We start from the raw sequence: 15,105 nt of genomic DNA, 5'->3' as shown, positions 1-15,105 counted from the left end.
CCTCTTGTTTGTAACATTGACAACTCTTATATAAAAAAGTGATAACCATGAACCATCCATTCCGTCTCATCCAAAAAATCCTGCTTGCGGGGTTGTTTTTCTCCTGCACCGGTTTGCAAGGGCTGCATGCGCAGCAGCGCCTTGTGCTCGACCTGGAGCGTACGATCGCCCTTGCCAACGACAGCTCCCTGGAGTCGTTCCGTACGCAGAACATGTATCTCTCCGGCTATTGGGAATACCGGACGTACAAGGCGAACCGCCTGCCCAGCCTGACGCTGGACCTCACCCCGGCACAATATAACCGTGATATAACGAAGCGTTACGATTCGGGGTCCAACCTGGACGTATACCGCACGCAACAGTCGTTCTATGCTTATGGCGGACTGAGCGTGCGTCAGAACCTCGACCTGACCGGTGGTACCTTCTACCTGGAATCGAACCTTGCCTATATGCGCAGCTTCGGGGCGAACAGCGCGACACAACTCACCAGTGTCCCTATAAGGTTGGGATACTCGCAGAGCCTGGTAGGATACAATCCTTTCAAGTGGGAGCGCCGAATCGAACCGTTGAAATACGAGCGCGTGAAGAAGGAGTTCCTTTATAACGTGGAGAAAGTCTCGGAAACGGCCACGAACTATTTCTTTTCCCTCGCCATGGCGCAGGCCGAATACAACCTCGCCAAGGACAACCTGGCGTCTACGGACACGCTCTACCGCATCGGGCAGCAACGCCACCGGATAGCCGCCATCTCACAAGCCGACCTGCTGACATTGAAACTGGACCGTGTCAACGCGCAGAACACCCTTCGGAACAAGGCGAGCGACCTGAAACGGGCGATGTTCTCCCTGGCGTCTTTCCTCAATCTGGACAAGAATACGCAAATCGAACTGCAACTCCCTTCCCGTCCGGGCATGATAGAGATTCCGGTGGACGAGGCTTTGAGCTGGGGGAGAAGCAACAACCCCCAATTGCTGGAATTGAAGCAGAACGTGCTGGAAGCGCAGCGGAATGTGGACAAGACAAAGAAAGAGTCCCGTTTCAACGCGAGCGTGAACGCGAGCGTCGGTTTCAACCAGGTGGCGGATAATTTCGGGGATGTGTATCATAAACCGATGCAGCAGGACCTGGTGGCTGTCAGTGTTTCTATCCCGTTGTTGGATTGGGGCGTCCGCAAAGGCAGGTATAATATGGCGCGCAATAACCTGAACGTGGTGAAGATTTCGGCACGCCAGGATGAGATTAGTATCGAAGAGGAAGTGATTATGACAGTGAGCGATTTCAATATCCAGCAGCAGCTGATAGCAAGCGCGGAAGAGGCGCTGGATCTGTCCGTACTTGCTTATCATGAGACGAAACAGCGTTTTATCATCGGCAAGGCGGACATTAACAGCCTGACTCTTTCACTTAACCGTCAGCAGCAGGCTCAACGGAATTATATTTCCGCCTTGCAGAGCTACTGGCTGAATTATTACAAGATACGCCGGCTTACCCTGTTCGACTTCGCCGCGAAGCTTTCCCTTTCGGACAGGTTCGATTTCAATGGGGGAAAGCTGGTTAAATGAGTTCACCACAGAGGACACGGAGGACACAGAGGTCTTCCCGTTCTCTTTCCGCAAGTAAAACAGGGCGATAAATGTGTGAGGCTCTGTGTTGCTCTATAGTGAATAAAAAAGATTAAACCTCTGTGCCCTCCGTGTCCTCTGTGGTGAAATATAATGAATGATGATAATGCAAACTATGGAATCTGAAATAAACAAATCCCCGAAGGCTTCCGCCTTTACGCTGATTGTGGCTTTTGTCTGTGTGGCGCTGGTCGGGCTGGCGCTTGTCCCGCTGTTGCCTGTCAAACTGAACCCGTCACGGACGCTGCCCGGCTTCACGGTACGTTTCAGCATGCCGGGCACCTCGGCTCGTGTGGTGGAGATGACGGCTACCAGCAAACTGGAGGCGATGCTTGCCCGCGTGAAAGGGATTCGGGGAATTTACTCCACTTCGGGAAACGGTTGGGGAAGTATCAGCGTGAATTTGGACAAGCATGTGGATGCGGCAGTCGCCCGCTTTGAAGCTTCCACCATTATCCGCCAGACGTGGCCGGAACTGCCGGACGGGGTGAGCTACCCGTATATTCAGATGCAGAGCCCGGGACAGGGCAGCCAGTCTCCTTTCATGACGTTTACCATCAATGCGCCCGCTACGCCTGTGTTGATTCAGCGGTACGCGGAAGAACATATAAAAACACGCCTGGCACAGCTTTCGGGGATTTATAAGATTAACCTTAGCGGTGCTACCCCGATGGAGTGGCGGTTGGAGTATGATTCCGAACAGTTGCGCACGCTCGGGATAAGCACGGATGATATCCGTGAGGCGGTCCGGTTGCATTATCAGAAAGAGTTCATGGGTACTTATGATGTGGAACAGGGCGCTTCGGACAGGCAGTGGATACGTCTGGCGCTGGTTCCCGAATCTGAAAACAAAGACTTCGAACCGGAAAGCCGGGATTTTGATGCGGGACGCATACAGGTAAAGATGAAAGACGGGAGAATGATCGGCCTGAATGAGCTGGTGAAGGTGTCCCGTGTGGAAGAGCAGCCTCAGAGCTATTACCGGATTAACGGGCTGAATTCGATTTACCTGTCTGTCGTGGCGGAGGAAACGGCTAACCAGTTGGCGTTGAGCAAGGAAGTGAAAGCGTATATGGACGGCATCCGGTCACAGCTTCCGGCAGGATATGAGATTCACACCGGTTATGACGCGACAGAGTTTATCCGGGAAGAACTGAACAGGATTTATCTGCGTACGGGAGTGACGGTAGCCATTCTGCTTCTGTTTGTGTTGCTGATTACTTTCAGTCCCGAATATCTGTTTTTGATTGTAGTCAGCCTGTCCGTCAATATGGCGATAGCCGTTATTTTTTATTATGCGTTCGGACTGGAGATGCAATTATACTCTTTGGCAGGCATCACCGTCTCTTTGAATCTTGTGATTGACAATACCATTGTGATGAGCGACCACTATCTGAGGCGCGGGAACCGGAAGGTGTTCATGTCCGTGCTGGCAGCTACGTTGACAACGATAGGGGCACTGGTTATTATTTTCTTCCTGGATGAGAAGATACGTCTTAATTTGCAGGACTTTGCCGCTGTGGTGATTATCAATTTGGGAGTTTCTTTGTTGGTCGCCCTGTTTTTTGTCCCTTCCCTGATTGATAAAATCGGACTGGAACGGCGGAAAAGAATTTCTCCTTCAAAACCAAAGTTGAAGCTGAAGCTGAAATCGGGACAGCGGATGGGCAGCGTGCGTCCCTTTATGTGGATACGTTCGAAGATGCGGCGTGTTCCGGTTTACTTCAGCCGCTTTTATAGGTGGCTGATACGGGTTCTCTGCCGTTGGCGGGTGGCGGTCTGCATACTGTTATTGCTGGCTTTCGGATTGCCGGTATTTCTGCTTCCGGAAAAGATGGAAGGGGACGGCAAGTGGGCGGAAGCTTATAATAAGACGCTGGGTACTTCCACTTATAAGGAAAAGGTGAAACCGGTGGTTGACAAGGCGTTGGGAGGAACGTTAAGGCTGTTTGTGCAGAAGGTATACGAAGGGAGTTACTTTACCCGCAATGAAGAGGTGGTGCTCCACGCCAATGCCAATCTGCCGAATGGAAGTACACTGGAACAGATGAATGCACTGGTTAAGAAGATGGAAACCTATCTGAGCGGCTTTAAGGAAATCAGGCAGTTTCAGACCTCTGTAGAGAGTGCCCGCAGGGCATCCATCCATATTTATTTCACGAAAGAACACCAGAAAAGCGGTTTTCCCTATACGCTGAAGGCCAATATGATCGGCAAGGCGCTCCAACTGGGCGGCGGCGACTGGAGCATCTACGGATTGCAGGACCAGGGATTCAGTAACAACGTGCGTGAGAATGCGGGCTCTTTCCGGGTAAAGATGTACGGGTACAATTATGACGAGTTGTATGCACAGGCGGAAAAGTTGAAAGAAAAGCTGTTGTCCCACCGCCGTATCCGGGAAGTGACCATCGGTTCCGATTTCTCCTGGTGGAAGGATGATTATACGGAATTCTATTTCAATCTGGACAAACGGCGGATGGCGGAGGAAGGGATTGGAGCCGGGAGACTGTTTTCCGCCATCCGTCCGGTATATGGGCGGAATATGGAAATCGGTTCGGTGGTGACGGAAGAGGGCACGGAAAAGATAAAGCTTTCTTCCCGGCAGTCGGAAGAACGGGATGTATGGGCGATGCAGCATTACCCTTTCGAGGCGGGCGGCAAAGAGTATAAGCTTTCGGAATTGGCAACCGTGGAAAAGAGACAGATGCCGCAGGAAGTGGCGAAGGAGAACCAGCAGTACCGGCTATGCCTGCAATATGAGTATATCGGCTCTTCGGAACAGGGAAACAAACTGCTGAAGAAAGACCTGGAAGAGTTCAACGAACTTCTTCCGATGGGATATACTGCCCAGGCGGAGGGTTACAACTGGTCGTGGGGTGGAAAGGACAACAGGCAGTATCGCCTGCTCCTGATAGTGATTGCCATCATCTTCTTTATCACGAGTATCCTGTTCAATTCTCTGAAACAGCCGTTGGCGATTATCTTTGTGATTCCGGTATCCTATATCGGCGTGTTCCTGACGTTCTACTGGTTCAAACTGAACTTCGACCAGGGCGGTTTTGCTTCCTTTGTCCTGCTCTGCGGTATTACAGTGAATGCAAGTATCTATATCCTGAATGAATATAATTCCGTTCGCAGGCGTTTTCCGCGGCTTTCGCCGCTCCGGGCTTATGTGAAAGCCTGGAACACGAAAGTAATACCTATCTTCCTGACGGTTGCTTCCACTATCCTGGGCTTTATCCCTTTCATGGCGGGAGCGGAGAAAGAAGGTTTCTGGTTCCCGTTGGCGGCAGGCACTATCGGGGGATTGATAATGTCCGTAATCGGGGTATTTATTTTCTTACCGGTGCTGACGTTGAAAAAGAAGAGCTTTGCGACATCTAAAGCTATGCTTTAAGGATGCTAAAGCGTAGCTTTAGATAGGATAAAGCTACGCTTTTTTGTTCAACTTATCATTGAGTGGAGGATAGCAACTCTATAGTTCTAACAATGTTTCTTTTTATCTTCGATATATTTGTTTTATCAGATAAAGAGTTCCTTATAAGGTTACGCCTGTTTTAAAGATAGCGATTTCGCGATAACCTTTCTTTTCATTGTTTACGAATTCACCGCTTGCTACTTTGAGGATATAATCAATGAAGCGTTCGCAAGTTTTTTCCATCGGTTCGTTTTCTATAATCACACCAGCGTTAAAGTCAATCCATCCCGGTTTGTTTTTAGCCAGCGTCGAATTGGTGGAAATCTTCATGGTTGGAACAAAAGTACCAAAAGGAGTACCGCGTCCGGTGGTGAAAAGAATCATGTGACATCCGCTTGCAGCAAGGGTGGTGGCTGCAACCAAGTCATTGCCTGGGGCAGAAAGCAGATTAAGACCTTTTTTCTGTAAACGTTCGCCGTAAGGCATCACGCCGGATACATAACTCTTTCCACACTTTTGGGTACATCCCAGTGCTTTTTCTTCCAATGTAGAGATACCGCCGGCTTTGTTTCCCGGAGAAGGGTTTTCGCCTACAGGCTCTCCGTGTGACAGGAAGTATTCTTTGAAATCATTAATCATATGGACGGTCTGCTCGAACAAATCTTTGTTTTCGCAACGATTCATCAAGATAGTCTCTGCACCGAACATTTCCGGTACTTCGGTCAGTACGCTTGTACCGCCTTGTGCAATCAGGAAATCGGAGAACATACCCAGTAGCGGGTTTGCCGTAATACCGGAGAAACCGTCGGAACCTCCGCATTTCAATCCCACACGAAGTTCGGACAAAGGAACATCGGTACGTTCATCTTTAGAAGCCTTTGCATACAAATCGCGCAGGATTTCCATTCCTTCTTCATATTCGTCACCTACCTTTTGAGTAACCATGAACTTCACACGATCTTCATCAAACTCGCCCAGGAATTCACGGAATACGTCCGGCTGGTTGTTTTCGCATCCCAAGCCTACTACCAATACGGCGCCTGCATTGGGATGGAGCACCATGTCGCGAAGAATCTTCTTCGTATTTTCATGGTCGTCACCAAGTTGTGAGCAGCCGTAGTTGTGCGGGAAAGCGACGATGGCATCCACACCTTTGCCTTCAGTCTCGCGACGCAGTCCCTCAGCCAATTGACCGATGATACCGTTCACGCAACCTACGGTCGGGATAATCCATATTTCGTTTCTTACGCCTACATCACCGTTTTTGCGACGGTAACCTTTGAAAGTAAGGTCTTTGCGGGCAATATCCAAAGAAACCTGAATAGGGTTGTAGGTATATTCCAGTAATCCGGCGAGGTTGGTTTTGATGTTCGTTTCGTTCATCCAGTCACCTTGTTTCTTTGCCATTCGTGCATGTCCGATAGGATAACCGTACTTGATTACATTTTCGCCTTCAGCAAAATTCTTCAATGCGAATTTGTGTCCGGCGGGAATGTCTTCGTTCAATGTAATCTCAATGCCATCTACAGAAAGATGCTCTCCTGCCGGGAGGTTAACAATGGCAACGGCTACGTTGTCGGCAGGATTAATTCTTAAATACTTTGTTTCCATGTAATGTACTTGTAAAGTTGTACTTTGTTGTTATTTGCTATGGTAATAGTCTATTGTTTCTACCGTTAACAAGTCGATAGGCATATAGTTGATGCAGGTCACGTCTTTTTTGAAGATGAGGTGGTCGCAAAGAGCTTTTATACCGTTGGCGCCTTGCAGTTCCGGTTGCTGGGCGATGAGGAAGGAGATACTTCCTTCTTTCAGGCAGGTGACATTCCGTTCCAGAAGGTCATAGCCTATCAGACTGAAATCTTTCTTTCCGCGACTTTGCAGGTATTCTCCAACTATATAGGCTTTAGAGTTAAATGTGATTCCGTTCTTCACCGTCGGGTGGGCACGGAAAAATTCATCCAGCATCTCGTTGTCTTCGTCGTTGCGTTCGGCATGCAAGTCAAGCTCCAGTATATTACAAGACGGATGATGCTCTTCCATGTACTGCCTGAAACCGATTTCTCTGTTCTCCTGCTGGTTAGAACCTACAATTCCTTCATGGATTTTGCGGAAAATGACGATTTCTTTCTCGTCCCGTGCCAGTAGCATCATCATCCGTGCGGCAAAGTATCCGCTTTGACGTGAGTTCTGACCGAAGAAGGCGAGGGGAGGAACGTCCTTGATATTTGAGTCTATATATATATAAGGTATATTCAATGCTTGCAGCCGATCTGTGAACCCCTTTGTATATTGGGGGGCGGTGGGAGCTACCATCACCCCGTCCGGCTGAAGAGTGAGAATCGCTTCGCTTGCGTCAACAAATGAATGATAATCGTATGGGTCGTAATAGTTGATTTTCACTGAAGTGTTGAAGTCCGAATAGGTAGCGATAGCTTCATGGATGCCCAGTTCCACGGCTGTCCAGTATTCACCTTCCAAATGCTCCGGCAAAAGACATATAAATGTATATTTTTTGTTGGATGCCAAGGCGCTGGCGTACATATTAGGTTGGTAGTCAAGCTGCTTCAATATTTCTTCTACGCGCTTTTTGCTTGCTTCCGATACTCCGCTGCGTCCGTGAATGACACGGTCTACTGTTCCCACCGATACATCCGCCAGGCGGGCGATGTCTTTGATTCTAATCCTTTCGGGCAATTTATTCATACGATAACCTTATTTATATAGGTATATGTGCTCGCACACAATAATAATCTTAATATTTTCGATACAAATATATAACAATTTTTGTAATTACGAAAATTGTTGTATCTTTGTGCCCGCACACGAAAGGTATGTAATGTTAGCCTTTTAATGGTTTAATGTACGTATTATCAGTGTGTTAACCTGGGAAATGGGTGTAAAATGATAAATTGAAAGTTCATAATATTAACAACTTAGAATTTAAAACATAAGATTATGGGAAAGAAAGTCGTTACATTAGGCGAAATCATGCTTAGATTATCAACTCCGGGTAATACTCGTTTTGTTCAATCTGACTCTTTTGATGTAGTATATGGTGGTGGAGAAGCTAACGTTGCAGTGAGCTGTGCCAACTACGGACATGACGCCTATTTCGTAACTAAATTACCGAAACACGAAATTGGACAATCTGCAGTTAACGCATTGCGTAAGTATGGTGTAAAGACAGACTTTATTGCTCGTGGTGGCGACCGTGTAGGTATCTACTATCTTGAAACTGGCGCTTCTATGCGTCCCAGCAAGGTTATCTATGATCGCGCTCACTCTGCTATTGCTGAAGCCGATGCTGCTGACTTCGACTTTGACGCTATCATGGAAGGCGCTGACTGGTTCCACTGGTCTGGTATCACTCCGGCTATCTCTGACAAGGCTGCCGAGTTGACTCGTCTGGCTTGTGAAGCAGCAAAACGTCACGGTGTAACTGTTTCTGTTGACTTGAACTTCCGTAAGAAACTGTGGACAAAAGAAAAAGCACAGTCTATCATGAAACCGTTGATGCAGTTTGTTGACGTATGTATCGGCAATGAAGAAGATGCAGAACTTTGCCTGGGCTTCAAACCGGACGCAGACGTTGAGGCTGGCCACACCGACGCTGAAGGCTACAAGGGCATTTTCCAACAGATGATGAAAGAATTCGGATTCAAATATGTAGTTTCTACTTTGCGCGAATCTTTCTCTGCTACTCACAACGGCTGGAAAGCTATGATTTACAACGGTGAAGAATTCTATACTTCAAAACGTTACGATATCGACCCGATTATCGACCGCGTAGGTGGTGGTGATTCTTTCTCCGGTGGTATCATCCACGGTTTGATGACTAAACCTAACCAGGGCGAAGCTCTTGAATTTGCCGTTGCTGCATCTGCTTTGAAACACACTATTAATGGTGACTTCAACCTTGTTTCTGTAGAAGAAGTTGAAGCTTTGGCTGGTGGTGACGCAAGCGGTCGCGTACAGAGATAAGCTTATTTACGATTGGACGATTTACTATTTACGATTTAATACTTTTGCGTAATGACAACTATTGAACTTAAAAATAGACTAAAGGAATTAGCAATACGTATTATTCGATTAGTAGATAAGTTGCCCAATACTCCTGCTGGTAGAGCTATCGGTAATCAAATCATTCGTTCGGGTACATCTCCTGCTGCCAATTATAGAGCTGCATGTTTAGGAAAATCAGATAAAGATTTTCTTAATAAATTGAAGATGGTGGAAGAAGAATTGGATGAGACTTTATATTGGCTAGAATTATTAATGGAAGTTCAATTGGTTAAATCAGAATTGTTAGTTGATTTATACAAAGAAAATGAGGAACTTTTAAAAATAATAGTTAGCTCGATAGCCACAATGAAAGGCCGGATGAATAATAAATAGCAAAAGTATTAAATAGTAAATTGCAAATAATAAAATAGTAAATAATAAGATGGCAAAATTCGATAAAATAGCTGTATTGAATAAGATCGGCTCTACAGGAATGGTTCCTGTATTCTATCATAAAGATGTAGAAGTTGCAAAGAAAGTAGTAAAGGCATGTTATGACGGTGGTGTTCGTGCTTTCGAATTTACCAACCGTGGTGACTTTGCACAGGAAGTATTTGCTGAAATCGTTAAGTTCGCAGCAAAAGAATGTCCTGAAATGGCAATCGGTATCGGTTCTATCGTTGACCCGGCTACTGCTGCTATGTATTTGCAGCTGGGTGCTAACTTCGTAGTAGGTCCGTTGTTTAATCCTGAAATTGCTAAGGTATGTAATCGTCGTTCGGTAGCTTATACTCCGGGATGTGGTTCTGTATCAGAAGTTGGTTTTGCACAGGAAGTAGGTTGCGATCTTTGCAAAGTATTCCCGGGTGATGTTTACGGAACTAACTTCGTGAAAGGCTTAATGGCTCCGATGCCATGGTCTAAGTTGATGGTAACAGGTGGGGTGGAACCTACTAAAGAGAACCTGACTGGATGGATCAAAGCTGGTGTATTCTGCGTAGGTATGGGTTCTAAATTGTTCCCGAAAGATAAAGTGGCAGCAGAAGACTGGGCTTATGTAACTGCAAAATGTGAAGAAGCTCTCGGTTATATTGCCGAAGCTCGTAAATAAGACTCATAAATTAAGGTTAGAGAGCGAAAGCTGTCTATAATAAAAAGAGGTTGATGCGACAGCCTCTTTTAAAATATGCCTCAAGGGTTAGTTAGTTTAGTTAGTAAATGAGGCATATTTTCATTTTGTTTAAAGGTGTTTAAAGGGGATAAGCCATCGGAATGAGCGACTCATTTCGGTGGCTTGTTTTTGGGGGAGAGGGGAGTTATTAATACGGTTGAAAGTAGTACTTGCCGCAAGGAATGTTGTGAGGATTAAATAAAATCCGTACCTTCGCGACCTTAAACTAACTAACCTTTATTTTTATGTTTACTGACTTATTGCATTCCTCTTATTTTTCCCTTTTCCTAATTGTCGCATTAGGGTTTATGCTGGGAAGAATAAAAATCAGAGGATTATCTCTCGATGTGTCGGCAGTTATTTTCATTGCCCTTCTTTTCGGGCATTTTGGAGTTGTCATTCCTAAAGAATTAGGAAACTTCGGTTTGGTGCTCTTCATTTTTACCATCGGAATTCAGGCAGGTCCCGGCTTCTTTGACTCTTTCCGCAGTAAAGGAAAGACACTTATCCTCATCACTATGCTTATTATTTGTTCCGCTTGTCTTACCGCAGTCGGGCTGAAATATGCATTTGATATCGATACACCAAGTGTTGTCGGTCTGATTGCCGGAGCGCTGACCAGTACACCGGGTTTGGCTGTTGCCATCGACAGTACCCATTCTCCTTTGGCCTCTATTGCTTATGGTATCGCATATCCGTTTGGAGTGATCGGTGTGATTCTGTTTGTCAAGCTGTTGCCTAAAATCATGCGAGTGGATTTAGATAAAGAAGCCCGTCGCCTGGAGATAGAACGTCGCGGACAATTCCCGGAATTGACCACTTGTATTTATCGCGTCACTAATGCGAATGTATTCGATCGCAGCCTGGTGCAAATTAATGCGCGCGCTATGACAGGAGCTGTCATTTCACGTCTGAAACACAATGATGAAATATCCATACCTACCGCCCATACGGTGTTGCATGAAGGAGACTACATACAAGCCGTAGGTAGCAAAGAATCACTGGATCAACTGGCTGTGTTGGTAGGCGAGAGAGAAGAAGGAGAACTGCCTTTGGATAAAACGCAGGAAATAGAATCTTTGCTATTGACCAAAAAAGACATGATAAACAAACAACTGGGTGATTTGAACTTACAGAAAAACTTTGGTTGTACAGTGACTCGTATTCGTCGAAGCGGAATTGATCTATCTCCGTCTCCTGATCTAGCCTTGAAGTTTGGTGATAAACTGATGGTAGTAGGTGAGAAAGAGGGACTTAAAGGAGTAGCCCGCCTATTGGGAAACAATGCGAAGAAACTATCTGATACGGACTTTTTCCCCATTGCAATGGGTATTGTATTGGGCGTGTTGTTCGGCAAAATAAATATCTCTTTCTCTGATAGTCTGTCATTCTCACCGGGACTGACCGGGGGAGTTTTGATGGTAGCTCTTGTGTTGAGTGCGATAGGTAAAACAGGACCCATTATCTGGTCTATGTCCGGACCTGCCAACCAGTTGTTGCGTCAGTTAGGTCTGCTTCTTTTCCTTGCCGAAGTGGGAACTTCTGCCGGTAAGAATCTGGTAGCTACTTTTCAGGAAAGCGGATTATTGATGTTCGGAGTAGGAGCCGCCATCACATTGGTGCCAATGTTTGTTGCAGCCATTGTCGGACATTTCGTATTTAAAATCAGTCTGCTCGATTTGCTGGGAACTATTACGGGAGGTATGACAAGTACTCCGGGACTTGCTGCCGCCGACTCTATGGTGGATAGCAATATTCCGAGCGTAGCTTACGCAACTGTTTATCCGATTGCCATGGTATTCTTGATTCTGTTTATTCAAGTAATAGCTTCGGCTGTATATTAACAGAATTTTATATAATAATTGATTGTTAAATAAATAGTTCGTATCTTTGCCGCCTCAAAGAAAAAATGAGGTGAAACGATTGTTATTGAATATTACACGCTACTTCTTGCCGATACTGTTTGTATCGTATTTGGTAAGCTTTACATTCTTTGCCCACTTGCATGTGGTCAATGGCGTGACAATCGTCCATTCACACCCGTTTAAGAAAGGGGCGGCACATAAACATTCTACAGTCGAACTACAGTTGATTCATTTTCTGTCTCACTTAATGGCAGACGGTGCGGCGGCTGTTTTTGCTCTTTCCCTTTTCATTCCTTTCTTATTATGCTTGTTGCCCGGACGTTTGCAACACACTCACTATCATTGTCCGTATCATGGGGTAGTGGGACTTAGGGCACCCCCAGTTATTCGTTTCTCTATTCTTTGAATGATGATACCGTACTTTGCATGAAGGTAGGGCATTATCTGTCTATTTGTGTAAATACTTATCGAAAACGAATAACAAACGAAAATATGAAGAAATACATCTTTTCGCTTGTCTGCCTGTGCTGTGCATTGTTGCCTGCCCTCAAAGGACAAGCCCATGAATATCCTGATCATCCCGAATTACGTAAGTCAGATGCCAACATTGTTGGTCATATTCTTGATAAAAATACCAAAGAGCATTTATCCTATATTACAGTTGCCTTGAAAGGTACGACCATCGGAACTGTGACCGATGCTACCGGGCATTATTTCTTGAAGAATCTTCCCGAAGGTGATTTTGTGCTGGAGGTTAGTTCGGTAGGATATAAAACCGTCAGACGGAATGTGACACTGAAGAAAGGGCGTACATTGGAAGAAGACTTCGAGATAGAAGAAGATGCGGTTGCTTTGGATGGCGTAGTCGTATCTGCCAATCGTAATGAAACCACCCGTCGTCTGGCTCCGACACTGGTGAATGTAGTAGATTTGAAAATCTTTGAGAATACCAATTCCACGACTTTGGCGCAAGGATTGAGCTTTCAGCCGGGCGTCCGTGTAGAGTCCAATTGTCAGAATTGCGGTTTCCAGCAAGTACGTATCAATGGGCTGGATGGTCCTTATACCCAAATCCTGCTCGATTCCCGTCCCATTTTTAGCGCGCTTTCCGGTGTGTATGGTATCGAACAGATTCCTGCCAGCATGATAGAACGTGTGGAAGTGATGCGTGGAGGCGGATCGGCATTGTTCGGCTCATCTGCCATTGCCGGTACAATCAATATCATCACCAAGGAACCGATGCATAACTCCGGTATGTTATCCCATACGATTACGGGAATTGGCGATGGCGACGCTTTCGACAACAGTACGGCATTGAATGCTTCATTAGTGACGGACGACCAGCGTGCAGGTCTGTATATCTTCGGTCAGAACCGCCATCGTTCTGCGTATGACCATGATGGCGACGGATATTCCGAAATACCCAAATTGCACGGTCAGACAATTGGTTTCCGTTCGTTCCTGAAAACAACGACCTATTCAAAACTTACTTTTGAATATCACCACATGGAAGAATTCCGCAGAGGAGGAGACTTGTTGAACCGCCCGCCTCACGAAGCGAATGTGGCGGAGCAGACCGAACACTCCATCAATGGCGGAGGACTGAAGTTCGATTATTTTTCCCCTAACGAGAGACATCGTTTCAATGTGTTTGCATCCGCGCAACACATCAACCGTGACAGCTATTATGGTGGCGGACAAGATCCGAATGCTTACGGAAATACCACCGATTTGAACTGGATGGCAGGATCGCAATATGTTTATAGCTTCGGAAAATGTATCTTCATGCCTTCCGACCTGACTGCCGGCATAGAATTCAATCAGGATAAACTGGAAGACAACATGTGGGGCTACCACCGTACGGTAGACCAGAGAGTGAATATTGGTAGTGCTTTCCTTCAGAATGAATGGAAAAATGAGCATTGGGGATTTCTGATTGGCGGCCGTTTGGATAAGCATAATCTGATTGACCATCTGATATTCAGTCCGCGTGCCAATCTGCGTTATAATCCGACAGAAAACATCAATCTTCGTTTCAGTTATTCGTCCGGCTTCCGTGCTCCGCAGGCTTTCGATGAAGATTTGCATGTGGAGAATGTAGGCGGTAATGTAGCAATGGTTGAACTGGCGGATAATCTGAAAGAAGAAAGATCACAGAGCCTGAGTGCTTCGGCAGATATTTATCATCGCTTTGGTGCGTTTCAGGTTAACTTCCTGATAGAAGGATTCTATACAAAGTTGTCGGATGTTTTTGCCCTTACCGACGGAGAGATAGTGGATGGAGTCCTGACACGTACTCGTCACAATGCATCAGGAGCGCAAGTTATGGGATTGACACTGGAAGGAAAGATGGCTTACCTGAATAAAATCCAGGTTCAGGCAGGAGTCACTCTGCAACAGAGCCATTACAGCAAACCGCACATCTGGAACAAAGAAGCTCCAGCGGTGAAGAAAATGATGCGTACGCCAAATACTTACGGCTATTTTACAGCAACCTACACCCCGATAAAACCGTTATCTATCGCTCTTTCCGGTACCTATACCGGTTCGATGCTGGTTCCCCACGAACCGGTTCCGGGATTCCTTGAAAATCCGATAACGGTGAATACCAGAGACTTTTTCGACATCGGTTTGAAAGCTGCTTATGACTTCAAACTTTACAAGTCGATGAATCTCCAGGTGAATGCCGGCATACAGAATATTTTCAATGCTTACCAGAACGACTTCGATAAAGGAGCTGACCGTGACTCCGGCTATATCTATGGTCCGTCACTGCCAAGAAGTTTCTTTGCAGGGGTAAAGATCAGCTATTAACCGGTCAAAAAAATAGTCTCCCGGCACGGCATTTTCAGTTTCAAGCCTTGAAACTGTTTGTTTCCTGCCTTGAAACTTTAGTTTCTCCATAGAGAAACCATAGTTCCACCGTAGGTGAAACTAAAGTTTCCTTATGGGGAAACTATGGTTTCACACTAATGAAACTAAAGTTTCAAGCAGTTGAAACGAATGTATCGTATAGAGATTCAT

At 46.0% G+C, this 15,105-nt stretch carries 10 protein-coding genes; 8 read left to right on the top strand and 2 right to left on the bottom strand.

Translation table 11 applies throughout. The annotated features are described in order from the left end of the window. The first annotated feature begins 47 nt into the window (after positions 1–47). Complete coding sequence (locus tag A4V03_RS10600; protein WP_065538720.1) at positions 48–1,562, top strand: TolC family protein; 1,515 nt, start codon at positions 48–50, stop codon at positions 1,560–1,562. 166 nt (positions 1,563–1,728) lie between these two features. After that, entirely contained in the window at positions 1,729–5,019 is a 3,291-nt protein-coding gene (locus tag A4V03_RS10595) for an efflux RND transporter permease subunit (RefSeq protein ID WP_065540375.1), read from the top strand. Positions 5,020–5,160: 141 nt separating this feature from the next. Here A4V03_RS10595 and A4V03_RS10590 read toward each other — a convergent pair whose 3' ends face one another. Together A4V03_RS10590 and A4V03_RS10585 are read right to left on the bottom strand one after the other, a co-directional pair. After that, entirely contained in the window at positions 5,161–6,651 is a 1,491-nt protein-coding gene (locus A4V03_RS10590) for a UxaA family hydrolase (RefSeq protein WP_065538873.1), read from the bottom strand. A gap of 30 nt (positions 6,652–6,681) precedes the next feature. Then, positions 6,682–7,746 carry a LacI family DNA-binding transcriptional regulator gene (locus tag A4V03_RS10585; RefSeq protein WP_065538872.1) on the bottom strand — a complete coding sequence of 355 codons (1,065 nt, stop codon included), beginning with the start codon at positions 7,744–7,746 and terminating at the stop codon, positions 6,682–6,684. 252 nt (positions 7,747–7,998) lie between these two features. Here A4V03_RS10585 and A4V03_RS10580 point away from each other — a divergent pair, with 252 nt between their 5' ends. From A4V03_RS10580 to A4V03_RS10555, 6 genes are all read left to right on the top strand, one after another. Further along, positions 7,999–9,024: a sugar kinase gene (locus A4V03_RS10580; protein ID WP_024988009.1), complete on the top strand. Its 1,026-nt coding sequence runs from the start codon at positions 7,999–8,001 to the stop codon at positions 9,022–9,024. A 51-nt stretch (positions 9,025–9,075) separates the two neighbouring features. Beyond that, positions 9,076–9,438, top strand: a complete 363-nt coding sequence (locus tag A4V03_RS10575) for a four helix bundle protein (RefSeq protein ID WP_065538871.1) — start codon at positions 9,076–9,078, stop codon at positions 9,436–9,438. A 49-nt stretch (positions 9,439–9,487) separates the two neighbouring features. Continuing rightward, complete coding sequence (locus A4V03_RS10570) at positions 9,488–10,156, top strand: bifunctional 4-hydroxy-2-oxoglutarate aldolase/2-dehydro-3-deoxy-phosphogluconate aldolase (RefSeq protein WP_024988008.1); 669 nt, start codon at positions 9,488–9,490, stop codon at positions 10,154–10,156. 305 nt (positions 10,157–10,461) lie between these two features. Further along, on the top strand, positions 10,462–12,060 hold the full coding sequence (locus tag A4V03_RS10565; protein WP_065538870.1) for an aspartate:alanine exchanger family transporter: 1,599 nt from the start codon (positions 10,462–10,464) through the stop codon (positions 12,058–12,060). Positions 12,061–12,106: 46 nt separating this feature from the next. Then, a complete protein-coding gene (locus tag A4V03_RS10560) occupies positions 12,107–12,487 on the top strand; it encodes a hypothetical protein (RefSeq protein ID WP_065538869.1) in 381 nt (126 codons plus the stop codon). An 86-nt stretch (positions 12,488–12,573) separates the two neighbouring features. Next, a complete protein-coding gene (locus A4V03_RS10555) occupies positions 12,574–14,895 on the top strand; it encodes a TonB-dependent receptor (RefSeq protein WP_065540374.1) in 2,322 nt (773 codons plus the stop codon). Positions 14,896–15,105: the final 210 nt, after the last annotated feature.

The sequence above is a fragment of the Bacteroides caecimuris genome, assembly GCF_001688725.2.
GTDB classification, from domain to species: Bacteria; Bacteroidota; Bacteroidia; order Bacteroidales; family Bacteroidaceae; genus Bacteroides; species Bacteroides caecimuris.
This window is presented reverse-complemented; position numbering and strand designations above follow the sequence as displayed.

Coding starts and splice junctions, on each gene's coding strand:
- A4V03_RS10570 (WP_024988008.1), top strand. CDS start 9,488: ATGGCAAAATTCGATAAAATAGCTGTATTGAATAAGATCGGCTCTACA.
- A4V03_RS10555 (WP_065540374.1), top strand. CDS start 12,574: ATGAAGAAATACATCTTTTCGCTTGTCTGCCTGTGCTGTGCATTGTTG.
- A4V03_RS10575 (WP_065538871.1), top strand. CDS start 9,076: ATGACAACTATTGAACTTAAAAATAGACTAAAGGAATTAGCAATACGT.
- A4V03_RS10595 (WP_065540375.1), top strand. CDS start 1,729: ATGCAAACTATGGAATCTGAAATAAACAAATCCCCGAAGGCTTCCGCC.
- A4V03_RS10600 (WP_065538720.1), top strand. CDS start 48: ATGAACCATCCATTCCGTCTCATCCAAAAAATCCTGCTTGCGGGGTTG.
- A4V03_RS10590 (WP_065538873.1), bottom strand. CDS start 6,651: ATGGAAACAAAGTATTTAAGAATTAATCCTGCCGACAACGTAGCCGTT.
- A4V03_RS10565 (WP_065538870.1), top strand. CDS start 10,462: ATGTTTACTGACTTATTGCATTCCTCTTATTTTTCCCTTTTCCTAATT.
- A4V03_RS10585 (WP_065538872.1), bottom strand. CDS start 7,746: ATGAATAAATTGCCCGAAAGGATTAGAATCAAAGACATCGCCCGCCTG.
- A4V03_RS10580 (WP_024988009.1), top strand. CDS start 7,999: ATGGGAAAGAAAGTCGTTACATTAGGCGAAATCATGCTTAGATTATCA.